The 19,485-nt window shown below is 43.3% G+C and carries 19 protein-coding genes and 1 pseudogene; 10 read left to right on the top strand and 10 right to left on the bottom strand.

Features of this window, described 5'->3' with window-relative positions; genetic code table 11:
• Positions 1 to 2: 2 nt before the first annotated feature.
• The 6 genes and pseudogenes from DYB02_RS07920 (at position 3) to DYB02_RS07895 (ending at position 6,450) form a co-directional block, all read left to right on the top strand.
• Entirely contained in the window at positions 3 to 1,004 is a 1,002-nt protein-coding gene (locus DYB02_RS07920; protein ID WP_029804000.1) for a 4-hydroxyproline epimerase, read from the top strand.
• Positions 1,005 to 1,021: 17 nt separating this feature from the next.
• On the top strand, positions 1,022 to 2,548 hold the full coding sequence (locus DYB02_RS07915; protein WP_029804002.1) for an aldehyde dehydrogenase (NADP(+)): 1,527 nt from the start codon (positions 1,022 to 1,024) through the stop codon (positions 2,546 to 2,548).
• Positions 2,549 to 2,715: 167 nt separating this feature from the next.
• Positions 2,716 to 3,389: pseudogene (locus tag DYB02_RS07910) on the top strand (GntR family transcriptional regulator).
• A gap of 24 nt (positions 3,390 to 3,413) precedes the next feature.
• The gene (locus DYB02_RS07905) at positions 3,414 to 4,178 is read left to right on the top strand and encodes a hypothetical protein (protein WP_029804003.1); all 765 of its coding nucleotides are present in this window, start codon (positions 3,414 to 3,416) and stop codon (positions 4,176 to 4,178) included.
• Positions 4,179 to 4,472: 294 nt separating this feature from the next.
• Positions 4,473 to 6,056, top strand: coding sequence for a S41 family peptidase (locus DYB02_RS07900; RefSeq protein ID WP_029804005.1), 1,584 nt, complete (start codon positions 4,473 to 4,475; stop codon positions 6,054 to 6,056).
• A 73-nt stretch (positions 6,057 to 6,129) separates the two neighbouring features.
• Positions 6,130 to 6,450: a hypothetical protein gene (locus tag DYB02_RS07895; RefSeq protein ID WP_025556058.1), complete on the top strand. Its 321-nt coding sequence runs from the start codon at positions 6,130 to 6,132 to the stop codon at positions 6,448 to 6,450.
• Between the two features lie 68 nt (positions 6,451 to 6,518).
• Here DYB02_RS07895 and rlmF read toward each other — a convergent pair whose 3' ends face one another.
• The 7 genes from rlmF to DYB02_RS07860 form a co-directional block, all read right to left on the bottom strand.
• Positions 6,519 to 7,646, bottom strand: coding sequence for a 23S rRNA (adenine(1618)-N(6))-methyltransferase RlmF (rlmF, locus tag DYB02_RS07890; RefSeq protein ID WP_029804007.1), 1,128 nt, complete (start codon positions 7,644 to 7,646; stop codon positions 6,519 to 6,521).
• The gene (locus DYB02_RS07885) at positions 7,633 to 8,148 is read right to left on the bottom strand and encodes a M48 metallopeptidase family protein (RefSeq protein WP_029804009.1); all 516 of its coding nucleotides are present in this window, start codon (positions 8,146 to 8,148) and stop codon (positions 7,633 to 7,635) included. The genes rlmF and DYB02_RS07885 overlap by 14 nt, the downstream gene beginning before the upstream one ends.
• Before the next feature lie 149 nt (positions 8,149 to 8,297).
• The gene (locus tag DYB02_RS07880) at positions 8,298 to 9,107 is read right to left on the bottom strand and encodes a LicD family protein (protein ID WP_005455037.1); all 810 of its coding nucleotides are present in this window, start codon (positions 9,105 to 9,107) and stop codon (positions 8,298 to 8,300) included.
• Between the two features lie 6 nt (positions 9,108 to 9,113).
• Positions 9,114 to 10,160, bottom strand: a complete 1,047-nt coding sequence (locus tag DYB02_RS07875) for an NAD-dependent epimerase/dehydratase family protein (RefSeq protein WP_075983934.1) — start codon at positions 10,158 to 10,160, stop codon at positions 9,114 to 9,116.
• Entirely contained in the window at positions 10,153 to 10,869 is a 717-nt protein-coding gene (locus tag DYB02_RS07870; protein ID WP_005454982.1) for an IspD/TarI family cytidylyltransferase, read from the bottom strand. Before DYB02_RS07870 ends, DYB02_RS07875 begins: the two co-directional genes overlap by 8 nt.
• A 9-nt stretch (positions 10,870 to 10,878) precedes the next feature.
• Positions 10,879 to 12,018 carry a polysaccharide pyruvyl transferase family protein gene (locus tag DYB02_RS07865; RefSeq protein ID WP_029804012.1) on the bottom strand — a complete coding sequence of 380 codons (1,140 nt, stop codon included), beginning with the start codon at positions 12,016 to 12,018 and terminating at the stop codon, positions 10,879 to 10,881.
• Between the two features lie 4 nt (positions 12,019 to 12,022).
• Complete coding sequence (locus DYB02_RS07860) at positions 12,023 to 13,513, bottom strand: MATE family efflux transporter (RefSeq protein WP_029804014.1); 1,491 nt, start codon at positions 13,511 to 13,513, stop codon at positions 12,023 to 12,025.
• Positions 13,514 to 13,818: 305 nt separating this feature from the next.
• On the opposite strand from DYB02_RS07860, the gene DYB02_RS07855 reads away from it, so the two are divergent.
• Positions 13,819 to 14,049, top strand: coding sequence for a glutaredoxin family protein (locus tag DYB02_RS07855; protein WP_005454961.1), 231 nt, complete (start codon positions 13,819 to 13,821; stop codon positions 14,047 to 14,049).
• 54 nt (positions 14,050 to 14,103) lie between these two features.
• On the opposite strand, the gene DYB02_RS07850 is transcribed toward DYB02_RS07855, so the two are convergent.
• Complete coding sequence (locus tag DYB02_RS07850) at positions 14,104 to 14,973, bottom strand: LysR family transcriptional regulator (RefSeq protein ID WP_023584285.1); 870 nt, start codon at positions 14,971 to 14,973, stop codon at positions 14,104 to 14,106.
• A gap of 106 nt (positions 14,974 to 15,079) precedes the next feature.
• Between DYB02_RS07850 and DYB02_RS07845 the strand changes: the two genes are divergently transcribed.
• The 3 genes from DYB02_RS07845 to DYB02_RS07835 all read left to right on the top strand — a co-directional run bounded on the left by DYB02_RS07845 (position 15,080) and on the right by DYB02_RS07835 (position 17,624).
• Complete coding sequence (locus DYB02_RS07845; RefSeq protein WP_029804016.1) at positions 15,080 to 16,303, top strand: MFS transporter; 1,224 nt, start codon at positions 15,080 to 15,082, stop codon at positions 16,301 to 16,303.
• A gap of 50 nt (positions 16,304 to 16,353) precedes the next feature.
• On the top strand, positions 16,354 to 16,935 hold the full coding sequence (locus DYB02_RS07840) for a DUF1415 domain-containing protein (protein ID WP_025556052.1): 582 nt from the start codon (positions 16,354 to 16,356) through the stop codon (positions 16,933 to 16,935).
• Positions 16,936 to 17,048: 113 nt separating this feature from the next.
• Positions 17,049 to 17,624, top strand: a complete 576-nt coding sequence (locus DYB02_RS07835) for a nucleoside triphosphate pyrophosphohydrolase family protein (RefSeq protein WP_029804017.1) — start codon at positions 17,049 to 17,051, stop codon at positions 17,622 to 17,624.
• A 77-nt stretch (positions 17,625 to 17,701) separates the two neighbouring features.
• On the opposite strand, the gene btuD is transcribed toward DYB02_RS07835, so the two are convergent.
• Both btuD and btuC read right to left on the bottom strand, forming a co-directional pair.
• Positions 17,702 to 18,469, bottom strand: coding sequence for a vitamin B12 ABC transporter ATP-binding protein BtuD (gene btuD, locus DYB02_RS07830; RefSeq protein WP_023584289.1), 768 nt, complete (start codon positions 18,467 to 18,469; stop codon positions 17,702 to 17,704).
• Entirely contained in the window at positions 18,456 to 19,451 is a 996-nt protein-coding gene (gene btuC / locus DYB02_RS07825) for a vitamin B12 ABC transporter permease BtuC (RefSeq protein WP_025524388.1), read from the bottom strand. The genes btuD and btuC overlap by 14 nt, the downstream gene beginning before the upstream one ends.
• Positions 19,452 to 19,485: the final 34 nt, after the last annotated feature.

Raw genomic sequence — 19,485 nt, 5'->3', positions numbered from 1 at the left:
AAATGAGACAAGGAACCTTTTTCTGTATCGATGCCCATACCTGTGGAAACCCAGTGAGATTGGTGGCTGGTGGTGTTCCACCACTTGAGGGCAACACGATGAGTGAAAAGCGTCAGTATTTCTTAGAGCATTATGATTGGATTCGACAAGCACTGATGTTTGAACCGCGTGGCCATTCAATGATGTCGGGCTCCGTTGTTTTACCGCCTTGCAGCGACAATGCAGATGCTTCCATCCTTTTTATTGAAACCAGCGGCTGCCTGCCTATGTGTGGACACGGCACCATTGGTACCGTGACCACCGCCATCGAAAATCGTTTGATTACGCCGAAAGAGGAAGGACGTTTGATCCTCGACGTGCCAGCCGGCCAAATAGAAGTCCACTACCAAACCAAAGGTGACAAGGTCACGTCAGTAAAGATTTTTAATGTTCCAGCTTATCTTGCGCATCAAGATGTCACGGTTGAAATCGAAGGTTTAGGAGAAATCACGGTAGATGTCGCTTATGGCGGCAACTACTACGTCATTGTTGATCCACAAGAAAATTATGCGGGACTCGAGAACTACTCCCCTGATGAGATTTTAATGCTCTCCCCCAAAGTGCGCACCGCCGTTTCTAATGCAGTGGAATGCATCCATCCAAATGATCCCACGGTTTGCGGCGTTTCCCATGTACTTTGGACAGGGAAACCAACGCAAGACGGCGCAACGGCTCGCAATGCCGTTTTTTATGGCGATAAAGCGCTCGACCGATCGCCATGTGGAACCGGCACGAGCGCACGTATGGCGCAATGGCACGCGAAAGGAAAACTCAAATCAGGCGAAGATTTCGTGCATGAAAGCATCATCGGTAGCCTATTTAACGGCCGTATTGAGGGTATCACCGAAGTAAACGGGCAAACGGCGATTTTGCCGAGCATTGAAGGTTGGGCACAAGTGTATGGCCACAACACCATTTGGGTCGATGACGAAGACCCGTACGCGTACGGATTTGAAGTGAAATAGGACAGTAAGGAAGAACAATGAATTCGCAAAACTCACAGGTGTTTTACGCCACCAACGCCTTTACCGGTGAACGATTAACGACGGCGTTCCCCGTTCATGGAGAGATGGAAGTTAACCAAGCAGCGGAAGCAGCAGCCAAAATTGCACGCAGTTTTCGCCGACTCAGCAACGAAAAGCGCGCCAACCTACTCTGCTCTATTGCGTCAGAGTTGGAAGCAAGACGTGAAGATATTGTCGCGTGTGCGCATTTAGAAACAGCGCTTCCACAGGCACGTTTAGAGGGAGAAGTCGGTAGAACGGCGAACCAGCTACGATTGTTCGCAGATGTTGTAAAATCTGGCAGTTATCATCAAGCCATCTTCGATACGCCAAATCCTGAACGCCAACCTCTACCAAAGCCTGACATTCGTCGCCAACAAATTGCCATTGGCCCTGTCGCCGTCTTTGGCGCTTCGAACTTTCCGTTGGCATTCTCAGCCGCGGGTGGCGATACCGCATCTGCACTTGCGGCTGGATGTCCGGTTATTGTTAAAGGTCATACCGCGCACCCGGGAACGAGCCAAATCGTCGCCGAATGTATTGAAAACGCACTGAATAAAGAAGACCTGCCTTCAGCTATTTTTACTTTGCTTCAAGGTAACAAACGTGAACTTGGCCAAGCGTTAGTGACACATCCAAAGATTAAAGCCGTTGGGTTCACAGGCTCAGTTAGTGGAGGGCGTGCCTTATTCAACCTTGCTCAACAGAGACCTGAGCCGATCCCTTTTTATGGAGAACTCGGCGCCATTAACCCAACCTTTATTCTCCCAGAAGCAATGAAGAACAACGCTTCACTTGCAGAGCAGTTTGTCGCATCAATGACCATGGGCTGCGGCCAGTTTTGTACAAAACCGGGAGTAGTGTTCGCGTTGAATACTCCAGAAACACAAGCCTTTATCGAAACCGCTCAGGCTTTGATTCGTCAACAGTCCCCTTCTACGCTTCTCACTCAAGGTATCCGAGAAACCTATGAGAACGAAGTCGTCAAGCGGGCCGCTGATCAGGGTATTAACGTGACTTACTCTCAGGCTGACTCTCCAAATGTCGCCTCTGCGCTGTTTGTCACCGACAGCCAAAACTGGCGCACAAACCCAGAATGGGAAGAAGAGATTTTCGGCCCTCAATCAGTGATTGTTATCTGTAAGGACTTCGAGGATTTACTCGATCTAAGTGAAACACTGAGCGGCACCCTCACCGCTACCATCCACGCGACTGAAGAAGATTCATCACTCGCTGAGCAGTTGATTCCATGCCTGGAAGAAATTGCCGGACGCCTGGTGTTCAATGGCTGGCCAACTGGCGTAGAGGTTGGTTATGCGATGGTTCATGGTGGGCCATATCCTGCGTCGACCCATGCGGCATCAACCTCTGTCGGAGCAGAGGCCATTCACCGTTGGTTACGCCCGGTCGCTTACCAAGCGTTGCCAGAAAGCTTGTTGCCCGATTCATTAAAAACATCTAACCCGTTAAATATCCAACGCACTATCGACGGTAAAACGTCATAACAGGCAACATACACTTAGCCAAATGGTTCAAAAAGGCACCAGTTGGTGCCTTTAAATTCACTCTACTTCTCAAAACCTTATTTCGTAGTTGGCTTAAGCCGGAAAAACAATAAACTACTAGAGTTAAATGGATTGGATACAATATTTATTTTTGAGGGGAGCCTTCAATGTCACAAAAACCTGTTTTTAAGACGCGTACTCAGCTCGTTGAAGAAGCAATTCGAACTCAGATCCTGAAGGGCGAGTTAAAAACTGGTCAGCCTTTACGTCAGGATGCGTTAGCAAAAGAGTTCAATGTCAGCCGAATTCCTGTGCGTGAAGCGCTAGTACAATTGGAAGCGCAGGGTTTAGTCAGTTTCGAGCCACATAAAGGCGCGACAGTGACTGAACTGTCTCCAGATAAAATCGATGAGCTATTTGAACTGCGTGCGGTTGTGGAATGCCACATTCTGGAACGTGCGATTCAAAACATGACGGATGAAGATCTAGAACGCGCTCGTGAAGTTCGTGAACGCTTCGAAGCGGTGGTAAATAGTGGCGACGAAGTGGAAGAATGGAGTAACTATAACTACGAATTCCACAAAGCGTTATACGCACCTGCCAACATGCCAGAAACCATGGATGTGATTTACAGCTTAAATACCAAATGCGATCGCTACATTCGTATGCAGTTGTTATTCACCACAGGCATTAAAAAGCGGAACAAGAACATTTGACCTTGTTTGAAATGTGCCAGAACAGAGATATTGATGGCGCAAAATATCTGCTGAAAAAACACATTCTAGAAGCAGGTACAGCTATTCGTAACTTGCTGTTAGAAAGACAGAGCCCAAATAACTAAACAGATAACTTAGGGGAATCACGGATGAATGTTGGACCTAAATTTCTGTTGGCGGCGCTGCGACAAAAAATAAAAGATGAAGGGCTGTGTTACAGCTCTTTATCAGAGAAAAGTGGCATTCCTCTCTCGAGTATTAAACGACACCTTCACAATCCCTCTCTCGGATTGGATAAAATTCTCCTCTACCTAAACTACCTAAATACTGACCTCATCGAGCTAGCCAATTTAGCCAATCAACTCCAGCATGAAAACGAACAAATGCTGACGGATGAACAAAGTGCACTCTTTCTCAAACACCCCTACCTCCTCGACTTCATCTATATGGTGACATCTCGAAATATTGAGCCGAAAAAGATTGCTGAAATGTACAACCTAACAGAGACAAGCCTGCGTTTTTATCTCCGCATTGCAGAGATTCTCGGTTATGTGGAAGATTTCGGTGATGGTTTGTTTTATCGCTCCGGCCGCCGATTTTTGATGGAAGAAGGCTCAGATCTCGACTCTCTATTTCGTGAACGTTTTCAGAAAGAATCGCTTTCGCATGAAGTCAGCCCCGGTATTTGTATTGGTCGTATTCGTCTGACCGAAGCACAGCGATTGCAGTTAGAAGATGATATTTACAATAAGCTGGTCAAATTCAATGCGCTCAATACCTCCAACCAAGATGGCGAGTTGACTAACGTTTTAATGCGTTGCACTCCAGGAACACAAATATTTTTCTCTGACGGATTACCCAATATTGATGGGGATTTATTAAAGTATGTTTCTCAGCTAAATCAACGTGTTTAAATTAAATCGCACATACCAATATTAATTCCAGACTTAAAATAAATTGAACAAGTCAGTATACTTGGTCAAACCAACCCATTTAATTGACATTAAATTCTGTTAAAACACGTCATTTAAATATCCACATATAAATATACTGCTAAAACACTAACCTACCTTCCGTTAAACCTATCACAATATTTAAATATAAATTTGCGCATAAACAGTTGAAATTTATACATTCATCAATGCTAAGGAAATAAAAATAAGCAGATTAAATAATTATAAAATCATCACTTGTAGGGACATACAAATATGAAATTTCAGTATTCTATTGCAACGGCAGTTACTCTAGCGTTATTACAAGGCTGTGGTGGTGGCGACGGCGCTTCTCCATCCATTAATACGTCAACCAATTCGGCATGGACGCAAGGCGATTACAGTAAAACCTCTAACGAATTTGCCAACCGATGTGAAACGCCAAGAACGGGCTTAGATCCGTACGCGGGTTACCAACCATACCCAGACAAAGCAGGTTCAGCGTTGCAAGAAAAACTCTTTTTGCGTGCTTTTACCAATGAAACCTACCTTTGGTACGATGAAGTACCGGATAGAAACCCAAGCTTTTACAGCAGTGTCATTGCTTATTTCCACTCACTCGTGACTTCTGAAACAACTGCAACTGGAAAAACGAAAGATCGCTTTCACTTCGCTATTCCTTATGAAGATGAAATGAAATCCTCACAATCGGGATTGGTTGCTGGGTTTGGATTTAATTGGTCGTTCATTCAAACGACAGAGCCTCGAGACGTTCGTATTTCTTATACGGAAGACAACTCTCCAGCCGCATTAAACGGTATTGTTCGTGGAGATAAGTTAATAAAGATTGGCTCAATCGATGTGGTTAATACTTCAAACAACGCAGAAATTAACACGATTAATACCACGCTATTTAGTCCAGAAATAAATAAAGAGTATTCGTTTACATTTGAAACCGTAGATGGATACAGAAAGTCAGTAATACTGAAAGCCGCAGATGTTGCGACTTCTCCGGTTCGTAATGCGAAAGTCATTGAGCACAACGGTAAAAAAGTCGGTTACCTGCAATACAACTCGTTCGAGCCAAGTGCACAAACACCGCTCATTAACGCCTTTAATAAATTGGCAGAAACTCAGGTTGATGAAATTGTTATCGATTTACGATACAACGGCGGCGGTTTAGTGCTGCAATCTTCTCAAGTGGGATACATGCTCAGCGGCGCGAATAAAAATCGTGTCTTTAGTGAGCTTATTCACAACGATAAGATCATGAAAACCATACCTAATGGCGACAATATATACCCATTTACTAACGTAGCCATCGACTGGGCAGCAGGCAAGTTCTCAGACCAAGTGTTGCCTACTCTAGGCAAGCAGCAAGTTTATGTGCTGACCTCTGGCGGTACTGCCTCTTCAAGTGAATTACTGATGAATGCACTGCGCGGTATTGATGTTAATGTTATCCAAATTGGCTCAACCACAATGGGTAAACCTTATGGATTCGCACCCGAGCAGAACTGTGGCACCATGTACTACACCATTCAGTTTAAATCTGCGAACGAAAAACAATTTGGCGACTTTGCCGACGGTTTTGTTCCAACACCTAAGAGCCAAATTAGCAGCAACCTTGGTTTAGATAATCAAGTTGAAGGTTGTTGGGTAGATGACGACTTAACGAAGCCACTAGGCGATACATCCGAGCGCATGCTATCTGCCGCACTCAACTACATGGATACAGGAACTTGTCCACAAGTGTCGCCTGCGAGTTTCAACACAATGCCACTTAACAGCGACTCTCCAGCACTTAAGGATCACCGTTCACCACTAAGAACAGAGGCTATTCATGTTGAGATCAACTAGATCAAGGCGCGCAACAGCTATAAGACTTTGTGCTTGTCTTGGACTAACACTACCGATTTTGGGGTGTGAAGCAATGTCACGAGAACCTGTTGAAGCCTTAAGCACTAAAACCACGCCGGAGGCCGTAAAGGAAGTACAAGCTGCGATTGCACAAATTCAAGGTACGCCAGCACCAAGAATCGCAAGCAACGTATTTGAATCGTCTCCGCACTTGTTGATTGAGAAAGGCAGAGTTAAAGGCAAGGATAACGTGCTACTAGACGGTAGCTATACCGATTTTCCTGACCAGTACACATTGCAGATTCGCGGTACAACCTGCGGGCTGTTCCACGCGAAAACAGACCAGTTTGTGCGACTAACAGCACTGAATTGTGAACCAGTCACCAAACGTTGATCAAAAAGCCCGCTAAAAACTGCGGGCTTTTCTTATCAATTCTGCTGAACAAATACAACTAGATAAAATTATTTCAGCTCAATCCAAGTCTTTCTTTGCTGCTTGTCCATGAATGACCAAGCCATAAAACGGCTGATCTTTTGGCCTTGGCTCATTTCCACCACACGAATCGCTTTAACTCCCAGCTTTTCTAGCTGCTTACGCATCGGACGCACGTTGTCTTTTTTCGAAATCAACGTCGTAAACCACAGCACTTGAGAGCTGAATGCTTGGCTTTCATTGGCCATTCGACGAATAAACGCCGCTTCTCCACCTTCACACCAAAGCTCGGCGTTTTGACCACCAAAGTTCAACGTTGGCTTGCCCTGCTTCACTGGGCTATTTTGCAACTTGACCCCTTTTTTTCGCTGGTTTGCTTTTAGGTTGTCTAGTTTACGCTGACTGCCCATCGCAGCATCTTCTGCTGAACGATGAAACGGCGGGTTACAGGTCGTCACATCAAAGCGATCATTTGGCTGAATTACACCGCGATAGATGTGTGACTCGCTCATTTGTTGTACGAGTTCAATTTTTCCGTTTAACGCGACGTTGCGCTCAACGATATTGGCTGCGGAGTCTATGGATTTCGGATCAACATCGCTGCCCGTATAGTGCCAGCCGTATTGAGTAACACCGACGATCGGATAAATACAGTTTGCTCCAACACCCACATCCAGCGCGCGTACATTCTGATGGCGGTACTTTCCTTTGACTTCACCATCAAGCAGTTCTGCCAGCCGGTGAATGTAGTCCGCTCGACCAGGAATTGGTGGACATAAATAGTGCTCAGGAATATCCCAAAAATCAATGTCGTAATACGCCGTGAGAAGTGCTTTGTTAAGTATTTTCACTGCATTCGGGTCAGAGAAGTTGATTGAATCATCGCCTTTAGGATTCTTGATAACAAACGACTCCAGTGCTGGCTCACTGGCGATTAGCTTTTTGAAATCATAACGACCACGATGCGCATTACTTTCATGCAAGCCACTTTTAGCAATCTTGACGAAATCCACATCGATCTTTTCTGCCGATAGTTTCGCTTTCACTGCTGCTTTCTTTTTTACACGCTTCGGCTTGGCCTTGTTAACGTCGTTATCATGCTTTGGCTTAGCTGTTTTAAACGGAGCCTGTTTCGCGTTGTGGCTATTTTTCTTCATTCGAGTTCGCTTTTAAATCGAGGTAAATCATAAACAGACGAGCATCAAATTCGAGTTGGTGATACTCAGGTTCCATGTAACAACACAGTTGGTAAAACGCTTTATCGTGATTCTTCTCGCGAGTATGAGCCAGCTCATGCACCACTAACATTCGCAATAATGCCTCCGGCGCGTCTTTGAAAACGTTTGCAATGCGAATTTCGTTTTTTGACTTAAGCTTCCCGCCATGATTTCGGCTGATCACACTATGAAGCCCCAGCGCGTTGTTCACCGCATGAATTTTCTTATCGTAGACTACTTTACTGATTGGTGAGGCTTTCTTCATATAGCGGTTTTTAATCGCTATTGCATACTCGTAGAGAGCCTTCTCGCTTTTGATTTGGTGTCTATCTGGATAGCGCTTTTCGAACCAAGGGATCAGTTTTCCATTGTCGACCAATGAGCTCACCTGCTCAACGATGTTCTGAGGATAGCCTTGAATGTATCGAAGTGACGGATGCATGAGTGTTAAGTCTGCTATGACAAAATAAAGGCGCCAATTCTAGCTTTTATCAATCTGTAATACCAATAACAGTCGACCGTACGCAACTTTAACAAGGATAAATTGTTGTGTTATTGCCTAACCTTGTAGAGAAGCTAGGCATAACGAGACTACATAGGAAGCAAGTGCTCTTTGATAAAACCTACGTTATCGTGGTTTTCTCTATCCTGTTCTTTTGGCAACTGCATGTAGTCACCATAAATCATGGATAGGTAATCATCGTATCTAGCGATGCATTTATATTGACGATCTTCAAATGGGCACGAAGTATAATCATGATAAAGCGATGACTCCGTAAACTCTTTAGCAAGGTAACTGCTGCCAATGCTCACGGCATAACCATCATCATTAACTGAGCATGTTGAACACAACCCTTTGATTGCTGATAGAAACCATTTTTTAGGCAAAAGCTTTAAACACTTTTGAAACAACCGGAATGCGATATTTACTATTGGGTTTGCCCTATCATGTCTCGAACGTTGAATACGAGCGAAAAAGTTGATCGCTTTCATTAATGAGAAGCGTAACTTTGCTGCCCCCTTCTCTTTACCAAGGCTATCAATAGGAAATATATCAATATTGATCCCGACGCCTTTAATTCGCCCGTTCGAAATAACAGAATCATTCAGAGATAGCTTGCTGAACAAAAACGGATAAGGATTGTGCTTGGTGTCCAAATTGAAAAACGTGAAATCAGGATACTCTTTGGCAAAATTTTGCAACAGGTATTCGTAATCTTCCCTTGGCATCATAATATCGATGTCATCATCCCAAGGAATATAACCTTTGTGGCGTATCGCCCCTAACAGCGTTCCACCCGCCAGCGAGTACTCCAAATCGTGACGCTCACAAAACAGATGCACTCTATCTAAAATAGACATCTGTACGCTTCTGAGCTGCTCAAATGTTAGTTTTTTCAATTTAACTTACCTAATAAACTCGATGGTTTTCTCTAGACCAGATTTCAGATCAACCCTTGGCTTCCAGCTCAGAGCTTCAATTTTCTCCGTACACAACTTGGTTCTTTTATATTGACAATACGCATTGTCGTTAGATATTTCATGCTTAACAGAAGAAATGCCACCACCTAGGTCCGAAAGAAGGTTTGCCAGTTGCAATATCGAAACTTCTTCCGTTTCATTGGCAATGTTGTACGCAGTATTTACCTCACCTTTTAACAACACCAAAAGCATTGCTGATACAGCATCTGTGACATAGCAAAATGAGCGCAGCGCACTTCCATCGCTTTTCAGCACTATTGGTTGATTATCTATCACGCAACCAACTAAATCTGACATCACGCGTCCATCATTTAGGAACATACCTGGCCCGTAAGAATGAGCGATTCTCACTGCAGTGAAAGGAACGTCATGCTGAATGGCGTAGCTTTGTAACAATGTCTCAGCCATTCTTTTACTCTCTGGGTAGCAAGATCTTGAGTCCAATGGGTCAAAGCTGCCAAAGTCCCTTTCGCGGATCAGCTCTTGACTCTCTAAGTTTCCATACACTTCACGAGTGGACATGAACAAAAAGTTTTTTACTCGTTTGTTTTTAACGAGCTCAAGCAAATTCATGGTTCCAACAACGTTGGCCTGAATAATCCCAACAGGATCATGTTTGATGTGATGTGGGCTTGCATTACTCGCCGCATGAATAACGAAATCGACTTCGTCATCAAACTCAATCGGCTGGCAAACATCTTGGTAAAAACATTCAAATTCACCGGTCAGCTCACCAAATAAGTTTTGAACTTTCTGTTCACTACGGGCTAACAGCAAAACTCTGATGTTCAGTTGATCTTTTCTATTGAGATAAACAAAAAAGCGAACCATACAAGCTGCAAGCATTCCTGTCGCACCCGTAACAAGTACAGTTTTATTTCGCAACAAATCCCATGACTTCTGGCTCAAGTACAATTGCTCGTTATCATCACTGATGATATTAATCCGATTATTTTTCATATAATTAACCAAAAACCTGTAGATTTTCCTGCGTATCGATTATTGCCTTAAAAATAAAGAAATCGATGGGTGACGTGATTTTAATGTTTTCAGAAATGCCAGAGACTAGGCGAACATCGTATCCGTACTTTGTCATCAACGAACATGAATCGATCGCTTCGGTGTAACAGTCCTCACGCGCTTGACGATGTACTTTAAGAATATCGCGCAAATAAAAGCTTTGTGGCGCTTTCGCTAATCGAGATAACGAACGATCGTGAACGTCTTTCACGACGTCTTCATTGTCGACAAGGACAAAGGTCTCTACTGGAGGACAAGTAGTGATCGCACTACCGTGACTTTTGACCGCTTCGATATTTCGGTTGATAATTTCGTCATTGATTAAAGGTCGAACGCCATCATGAATCAAAACAACAGAGTTATGATCAAATTCTTCTTCTATCTTACATAAGCCGTTAAATATAGACTCCTGGCCAGTTTCACCACCGGGAATAACAAACTTCACTTTCTGAATATCAAATTTGAACAACAGTTTGCGTAAATAATCGATCCACGGTTCAACGCAAACCACAACAATGGCATCAATGTTTTTGTTCTCTTCAAACTTCTCAAGTGTGTATATAATTACTGGCTTGTTATATAGCTCTAAAAACTGCTTCGGTTTAGTGCTGTTTTGCATTCGGGTTCCGACACCACCAGCAAAAATCAAGGCAACATTCATAATTCACTCCTAAATCATAGATATCATTTTGTTAATGCTAGTGTTCACAGTCTCTCTATATCGCTCATAGTGATTAGGTTCGTAACCTTCCGCGACAGACAGGGTTAAGCGATCAATGATCTCATTTGCATCAAAATCTTGATGAGAAAAGAAACGTTCTGGATAACCTATACACTCACCGAACATTTTGACTTTGTTGTTCCAAACAAGCCCTACAACAGGAACAGTCAACGAATAAGAAATAATGCAGGCATGAAGTCGAGCGGCGATTGTGCATTTAAATGTTGAAATAAGCTCAACCAGCTCTCTTGGCGTTTGTGGCTCAATAACGTTTAGTTGCTTCCCTAGATAGGTCTCCAGATCTTCGAGAATATCTACGTCGCTTTTCAAGCCATTAGTAAACAGCTGATAAGATTGCCCTCTAGCTTCCAGTTCTGAAATAAGCGAGGCATATAGTTCGATAACTTGCGTTCTATCCAGATCAATACCGTTATCTTTGAAGATCCTTGCACGCACCAATCCAAGCCCGACAACATCTCGCGATTTTTTCTGTACCCCATAAACTTCTGAGCTGAAAACTGCTGAATCTGCTACTTGAGCGGTTTTGATGTACCCGTTTTCTATGTAGCCATCATTGAGTAAGCTCAAATCATCACGTGTCGTAACCATTTTTATAGCACTATGATTCAGACTTTCTTTTAACAATCGACATTTGTAGTTGCTTTGGTCATAACCTTCGACGCCCACAGCGTTGAAAAAAATCGGGCATGGCTTATCCGCAACCGTGTCAACTAAAGCAGAAATATGCGCCCAACAATCTTGGTACTTAAACTTAATCATTCCTCCGCCTGCAAATACAATTGCAGACGCATCATTAAATTTATTTTTGTAATCTCGTTTATAACAGCCGACTTTATAATCAAACGATGAGCTAGAAGATAGTCTGCTTAAAATTTTATTTATTACTTTTCTTTTTAATCTTTTAAAACTATTAAATTCATTTGAATAATTTAGGTTAAACCTTTCAACAGAGAATTCATTATCTATAATATTCTTCTTTATAAGATATTCTGCACTATCTGCTATCACTTGATCACCAAGGTTTGTGTCATGTGTATAGCCAACCATCACCAACTTTTTCGCTGTCATGCTCTTATACCTTTAGTCTTATCATTTTCTTTTCTTCTACACCTAAAACCAGCCAATACGTTAAAAAGCTAATCATCCCGAATGAAACCAAAGTGGTAGAAATAAACCTTAAAATACTTTGCTCGAAACTTATCGTTAATGAAAACAATACGACTATCGTTGGTATTAGTACTTGAAGCGCTTTGTTGATGACAAATAATATATATTTCTTAATGGATAACCCGGCTTTGAGCTTGAGAAAAGCGAGCCTCATTCCACAAGAAACTACCTCCATAAAAATGGAAACAACAATAACGGTGTAAGGGGGATAACCTAACGATAGGAAAATATAGGCCAATGGCACAGTTAGCAGCAGCACTGACCCAATAGTTGACTGGTAAGCCTTTACGTCTCCGGTTGCTTGTATAGCAGTTTGAAGACCAACCGTCGTAAGGTTTACAAACGCAAGTACTAAAAATAGTTTGATAAAAGTCAGTACACCATCAGGATAGTCACCCAACCATATCGACAACATAAAGTCTGTTTCAAAAAATATCGGCAGCGCGATGACTGAGTAAAGCAACAAACTAAAACGGCTTGCTAACATGGATAAGTGGAGCATTTCCTCCCTATTACCCTTGCTTTCTGCCTTTACGATTCGTGGATTGAATGCTTTCATAATGTTAATGCTAAATTCCTTTAGCTTTCCATTTACTTGAACAGCAATGGCATAAACAGCATTGATATAAACGCCAAAGAAATTATTAAGCACAACAGCTAAGCCTTGAACTCTAGCAACGCCACAAATGGCACCAAATGAGTTCCAACTCGTGAAGCCAATCATTTCTTTAAATAAGGCAATATCTAATTTGAAGTTTAGAAGGTTACATTCTTTATATTTAATCCGACAGTAAGCCACCTTCATAATAAGCATTATCCAAGAGACTGAGACAAACAACGTTCCCAGAGCGACTAGTTGATTTTCAAAGAGGATAATCAAAAATGCCGAAATCAACTTAAGCAGTGATTCAAAAACACTAAACACAGCATCAATACCTAAATCTTCATTGGCATTAATTTGCGCATTAAATGGCACGGTTACTACAGATGCTAATACGCCGACAGCCATAATCTGGTATAACGATTGAGCGGAAGAAACAACTGATACTGGTATGTTAATTAAATCTTCAAAAATAAAAGTTTGCAGTGAAAATAACAGTAAAAAAATAATCATAGCAACAACAATATGTAGCGATTTTGTGGTAGCAAAGACGCTAGTTCTTTTTTCTAACTGTTGGGTACTGTAAAAAGACAAATAACGCTGACTTGATGTTGTCATTGCTCCATTTAAAAACAGCATTAACGCCAAAATGCCGGCAATAAGATTGAAAATACCATAGCCTTCAACACCAAGTTGATGGAGTAAAACACGTACCATATACAGGTTAACTACGGTCGTAATTAGCATTTTGACGATCTGAAAAAGAGTATTTTTCGCGACCCGCTTCCCTGACATTTTCTCTTCCGAACTTAAAGTAAAACTCGACGTTTAAGTGAATTAGTTACAACAATTCATAAAAACATCATATCAATGCAACAATTAGCATTCAGATAGTAGATAAAAGGATATTTAAGTTCTATTGCTACAGATACCAATCAAAGCGTTTGGTACTTTTTCCCAACCTTACGTTCTTTATTGGCATTACATTTTTATGACTTTCACTTTCCAAACCTCATTCTTTTACTCAACAAATCAAGTTCTGGAGAGTTGAAGAAGCATATAGTAGACTTCGCCTCCCAATGATAATGGAGAGAAATTCAATGAAACGTGTCGTTCTTTACGTCAAAGACAAATGCCCTCACTGCAAAGATGCTCAACGTTATCTTGATTCGAAAAACATTAATTACCGCCTTTGTAACGCGAAAATGCAACGTGGTCGTAAAGAGCTTGATGCACTTGGTGCTCGCTCTGTGCCTGTATTGAAGATTGGTGACCGAGTAATGATCGGTTGGAATCCGAAGAACTTCGAAAAGATGTACAGTGGCAGTTAATCGCCTATAAATGGATAGTGACAAGAGCTTCTGAAATAAGAAGCTCTTTTTGTATCAGACGTAACGTTTCACAAAATCAATAAACGTCCGATCTGCGATAGATAAATACCCTTCTTTCCGCCAAGCTAGTGCCAAATCGAGCGTTACTGGAGGATGAAACGGAATGCCAACAACCTCCTTCTCGTTTTGAGTAACAAGCTCAAGCAGGGCCGTAATGGCAAACTCCTGCCTGACGATGCTCAATATCAGAGGCAGCAAGTTGGTTTCAAAGGAAGATTTCATGCTGAAACCGTGCTCTTCACTGACATGGTCTAAGAATTCTCTATGAAAATATCCGTGCTGAAACATCACCAATTCATGCTCGAAAAATTCATCAAACGTTATGGCTTCGCGCTGCGCTAGCTCATGCTCGGGAGCAACAACGGCCACCATTTGGCTGCTGAACAAATGGTCCGTTTCTAGATCTTCAGGTACATCGTCACAGCTGATCACGCCGATATCGAGTTGTCCATTGAGCAACATTCGACGAATAGATTGCGTGCCAGCCTCAACGAGCGTCAATTTCAGATCAGGAAACTGGCTCTTAAACGCCATCACGATTCTCGGGAAGAAGTAACTCCCCATCATAGAAGGCGTGCCAAGGCGCACTTCTCCTTTTGCTAAACCTTTTAGTTCATCAATCGCTAATTGCGCGTCGTGCAGTTGTTGAATCACTCGCTGCGCGTGAATGAGTAAGGTTTCCCCCTCTTTCGTTAGGCTGATTTTCTTATCTTCACGACGAAACAACGTCACGCCGAGTGACTGTTCGAATTTTTTTATCGAAATGCTTAACGCTGGTTGCGCGATATGAAGTGCCTTAGCTGCGTGGGTGATATTGCCATGCTCAGCGACAGCCAGAAAATGTTTCAGTTGTTTCGATTCCATAAGATCAAAAATATATCGTATCCATATTTTTAATATATTTTTTTAATCCATATCCAACTGATAGATTGATCACAATCTCCTTTATTGCTCCTATCAGGCAGGAAACATGGTCAGCTTTGGTACTCCGGAATACAAACGCATTACGCTATCTCTGGCGCTTGGCTCTTTTTTGGTTTTTTCTAACCTATACCTTTTACAACCTATGCTGCCGACCTTCGCAACGCTGTTTTCCATTTCAGAAACGCAGGTTAACTGGTTGTTTGCCGCCTCAACGTTAGCGCTTTCATTCAGTTTGGTGCCAATGGCGGTCTTGTCCGAATCCATCGGTCGTAAGCCAGTGATGATGGTTGGCTTGTTCTCTATTCCTGCCATTTCTGCGTTGATGCTACTCGGAGACTCATTTATATTTTTGGTGGCATGCCGAGCACTAATCGGAATCGCTTTAGCCGCATTTGCCGCTGTTGCCGTCGCATACATGGCAGAAGAACTTGATAAGCACGCATTTTCAATGGCCATTGGTACTTACATTGCAGCAAACTCATTAGGTGGTATCGCAGGACGTATTAGCGGCGGTTTGTTAGCGGATAACTTTAGTGTCGATGTCGCCATCGAAGTCATGATGGTTGTAACATTGATTGGCGTAATCTGCGTTCACTACTTGTTGCCAAAACAACGCAACTTCACACTGTCATCCAGCAGCTTAAGACACCAAAATCGTGCCATTATTGGCCACTTCCGAAATCAGCGGGTTTGGTTTGCAATGCTCATCGGCGGGCTTAACTTTGCGTTGTTCGTCAATCTTTACTCAGTGATGGGCTTTCGTTTGGTTAGCGCGCCGCACAACGTTCCGGTCGGTCTGGCATCGTTGATATTCATCTGTTATCTGGGAGGAACTTTTTCTTCTCGATGCGCAGGGCATTGGAGCAAACGTTACTCTTCTATTCTAGGTATGTTCATAGGCGCTGTGGTTAGCATGGCAGGCATGTGGATTGCGGCTTTTGAGAGCCTCGCCGCTATGCTTATCGGTCTTCTGCTGATTAGTTTTGGCGCGTTTTTTACCCATACTTTGGCTTACGGCTGGGTAGGCCAAAACGCAACACAAGCAAAAGCAACCGCAACAGCTTTGTACTTGGTGCACTACTATGTTGGCGGAAGTTTAGGTGGTTTTTTATTGCTCTACTGTTGGCAACATGGCGGTTGGTCAACCGTACTGCTTGGCGGAAGCGTTTTGTATGCCGTGATGTTTGCTGCCATTGCCTATTTAAAACACATTTGTGAAAGCGTAGATACCGACAGCAACACTGATGTAGCAAGCTTGGGAAGAAGTTAATCGACTTCTCTGCTATGCTTGCGCCAAATTCATAAAAGCAAGAAAGTCGTATGCCAACGAGCTCAACACAAGAAACACCGAATACAGATATTAATGCGATCACGCAACAAGTCGAACAATGGCTTAATGATGTCGTGATTGGTCTGAATTTGTGTCCTTTCGCTGCAAAGCCGCAGCGTAACAAACAAATTAAGATTTTTGTCAGCGAAGCAACACAAGAAGAAGCGCTGCTTGAGGATATTCTGCTGCAACTTATTGAACTCAGCACCACCGAACCAGAAAAGCTGGAAACAACATTGGTCGTCGTACCTAACATGCTGCAAGATTTCTGGGACTACAACTTCTGCATCGATTGGGTTGAAGGACTTATAAAACAACAGGATTGGGAAGGAATATTCCAAGTGGCGACTTTCCATCCCGACTATTGCTTCGGTGGTGCAGCGCCAGAAGATGACGAGAACTTAACCAATCGATCACCATACCCAATCTTCCATCTTATTCGAGAAGAGAGTATGGAAAAGGTGTTGAAGCACTACCCTGACCCTGAATCTATTCCCGACACAAACATCGCGCGAGTTTCTGCTCTTTCAGAAGAAGAACGTAAAAAGCTCTTCCCTTATCTATTTCGTTAAGCCACAGTTTAGAACCTCAAGAGACGATTTCTAATCAGTTAGATTCTGATCTCTTGGGGATTAAAGTGCGGTTTGGTATCATTGCCCCTTCAATCGATTCAATGGACATTAGAATGCAACTGTCAAAGCTAACCCAAGAGATTTTTGATCACTTATACCGTGACATCACCGAGTTCCGTAGTACGTTCGACCTACCAGTCGCAGACGCTGCAAGCCTAGATGCACAAGCAGACACACTACACACCTCTTTGGCGATCGAAGAGCTAACAGAGCTAGCAGAAGCAGATTGTAAAACTGAACAAGCTGATGCGATTGTAGACAGCGTTTACGTTCTAATGGGTCGCCTAGTTCACCTTGGTCACAGCAAAGTAGAAGATAACCTAGCGATCAGCTACCTTATTGATCTTTTACTGAACGTTGCAGTAAACCGCGGAATCGACTTTATTCCTTGCTGGGACGAAGTTCATTCAAGCAACATGAGCAAAGTATGCCGCAGCGAGCAAGAGTATACTGAGACCGAAGCCTTCTACGCAGAGCAAGGTATCAAGTTGATGGCTGTACAAAAAGGCGAATACATCATCGCAAAATGTGCACAAGACTTCGTGTCAGAAGGCAAAACCGTACGTAAAGGCAAAGTGCTCAAGTCGGTTTACTACCGTCCAGCGGACTTAAAACCACTAACTCAATAAATACTTGGTTAAGTATTCAAGAAACAAAAAACGACCTTATACGGGTCGTTTTTATTTTATCAGCACAAACCTAGGCTCTAATCGAAGATCAAATACGGTCTCTCGTCTATCATCACTTTTCTGACCTGAGTTTTGAACACTTCAGCGAGACCAGTCTCGGAGAGCACCTCATCCGCCCTGCCCGACGCATGCAACACACCATTACTGAGCAATAACACTTTATCGGCATGTTTAAGGGTGCGATTCAAATCATGATTCGCCACGAGCACGCTAATACCTTGCGCTGCGATAGCATTGATTAACTGATACAACAAACCTTCTTGAGCGATGTCGAGCGGAGCGGCTGGCTCATCTAAAATCAACAACTGCGAGTATGGATTTATCGTTCTCCACACTTGTAGGCATACACCCGCTAAGCGTACGCGTTGCCACTCGCCGCCTGATAGCGTTTGAATACTGCGGTGCAACTTATCTTGCAGTTGGACGAGCTCGACCACCATATTAACGGCATCACGAACTTTACCATCAGTGATCGCAGTGCCACTTGGCAACGACAACGCAAGATATTGAAAAACATCGACGTTAAATGCAGGTCTAGATTGCTGACATAAGTAACCGCGAACATGAGCTTGTTCCGACAGAGATAACGTTAGCAAGTTTTTGTCGTCCACATGAACTTCACCGCTCGCTCCATCCCTGCCAGTTAATGTGCCAGAAATCGCTGCGAGTAACGTACTCTTACCAGAGCCGTTTGGTCCGACAACGTGGACGACTTCGCCATCTTTGCATTCAAATGAAAGTGGCAGTAAACGACTTCCAACCGCTATATGCTTAACGCGCATCATGACTCTTCACCAACATCCAAATGAAAATAGGCGCACCGATAGAAGTCGTCATCACACCTAAAGGCAGTTCTGCGGAATCCAGCAATAGTCGCGCACCAATATCCGCAAAAACAAGTAAAGCTGCGCCAGATATCGCCGACAGTGGCAACAAGTAACGGTTTTCTGTGCCAAACGCTAATCGCAGCAAATGCGGAACCACCAAACCAACAAAGCTAATGATGCCACCTAATGCGACGGAGCAACCAACCAACACTGAGATAGCTAAAATCAACTTCCAGCGCATCTGATGGACATCGACACCGAGTTGAGTGGCATGAATCTCTCCCAGCATTAACTTATCGAGTGGTTTACCTTGGCAACATAGCCAAACTAGAACAGGTAACATGACTAATGTTACCGTGTGCTGATACCAACTCGCGCCACCAATGCTCCCCATAAGCCAGTACATTAGCTGGCGTAGACTTAAATCGTCACTGAAGTAAAAAGCCCATGTAACGATGGCACTGGATAAAATACCCAACGCGACACCGACTAACAGTAAACGCGCTGTCGTGAGATGCATCGCCCGAGCAATACCAACCAATATCAGCGTGAACAACATCGAGCCAGCTATCGCCGCCAGCATAAAGATCATAGGCGTTGGCAGCACAGGCAATGCAAACATCACCAAAACCATCGCCAAACTTGCGCCCCCAGAAATGCCAAGCACGCCCGGCTCTGCCAGCACATTCCCCAACAAAACTTGTAGTGTGGCACCAGATACGGCCAATGCAGCTCCTATCATTGCTGCTGCGACCAATCTTGGCAGACGCAAATCCAGTAATAGCTTTTGCTCAAATACAGAGAGGGATTGAAAAGGAGAAAGGAAAACCTCCCCGACCATCAAATGAATAGTAGAGAGTAAAACGAGTACGACTGACATAATCACGAGATTACGCTGCCAGCGTCGCTCCTTGTTCAAGATAAGTTGTTGAAAATCCATAGTGGCCGATAAAAACAAACGAGGCTTAACCTTA

Source organism: Vibrio parahaemolyticus, from assembly GCF_900460535.1.
In the GTDB taxonomy this organism is placed as follows: Bacteria; Pseudomonadota; Gammaproteobacteria; order Enterobacterales; family Vibrionaceae; genus Vibrio; species Vibrio parahaemolyticus.
Note: the sequence above shows the minus strand (reverse complement) of the source record. Positions and strands in the feature narration are given on the sequence as shown.

Coding starts and splice junctions, on each gene's coding strand:
- DYB02_RS07920 (WP_029804000.1), top strand. CDS start 3: ATGAGACAAGGAACCTTTTTCTGTATCGATGCCCATACCTGTGGAAAC.
- DYB02_RS07915 (WP_029804002.1), top strand. CDS start 1,022: ATGAATTCGCAAAACTCACAGGTGTTTTACGCCACCAACGCCTTTACC.
- DYB02_RS07905 (WP_029804003.1), top strand. CDS start 3,414: ATGAATGTTGGACCTAAATTTCTGTTGGCGGCGCTGCGACAAAAAATA.
- DYB02_RS07900 (WP_029804005.1), top strand. CDS start 4,473: ATGAAATTTCAGTATTCTATTGCAACGGCAGTTACTCTAGCGTTATTA.
- DYB02_RS07895 (WP_025556058.1), top strand. CDS start 6,130: ATGTCACGAGAACCTGTTGAAGCCTTAAGCACTAAAACCACGCCGGAG.
- rlmF (WP_029804007.1), bottom strand. CDS start 7,646: ATGAAGAAAAATAGCCACAACGCGAAACAGGCTCCGTTTAAAACAGCT.
- DYB02_RS07885 (WP_029804009.1), bottom strand. CDS start 8,148: ATGCATCCGTCACTTCGATACATTCAAGGCTATCCTCAGAACATCGTT.
- DYB02_RS07870 (WP_005454982.1), bottom strand. CDS start 10,869: ATGAATGTTGCCTTGATTTTTGCTGGTGGTGTCGGAACCCGAATGCAA.
- DYB02_RS07865 (WP_029804012.1), bottom strand. CDS start 12,018: ATGACAGCGAAAAAGTTGGTGATGGTTGGCTATACACATGACACAAAC.
- DYB02_RS07860 (WP_029804014.1), bottom strand. CDS start 13,513: ATGTCAGGGAAGCGGGTCGCGAAAAATACTCTTTTTCAGATCGTCAAA.
- DYB02_RS07855 (WP_005454961.1), top strand. CDS start 13,819: ATGAAACGTGTCGTTCTTTACGTCAAAGACAAATGCCCTCACTGCAAA.
- DYB02_RS07850 (WP_023584285.1), bottom strand. CDS start 14,973: ATGGAATCGAAACAACTGAAACATTTTCTGGCTGTCGCTGAGCATGGC.
- DYB02_RS07845 (WP_029804016.1), top strand. CDS start 15,080: ATGGTCAGCTTTGGTACTCCGGAATACAAACGCATTACGCTATCTCTG.
- DYB02_RS07840 (WP_025556052.1), top strand. CDS start 16,354: ATGCCAACGAGCTCAACACAAGAAACACCGAATACAGATATTAATGCG.
- DYB02_RS07835 (WP_029804017.1), top strand. CDS start 17,049: ATGCAACTGTCAAAGCTAACCCAAGAGATTTTTGATCACTTATACCGT.
- btuD (WP_023584289.1), bottom strand. CDS start 18,469: ATGATGCGCGTTAAGCATATAGCGGTTGGAAGTCGTTTACTGCCACTT.
- btuC (WP_025524388.1), bottom strand. CDS start 19,451: ATGGATTTTCAACAACTTATCTTGAACAAGGAGCGACGCTGGCAGCGT.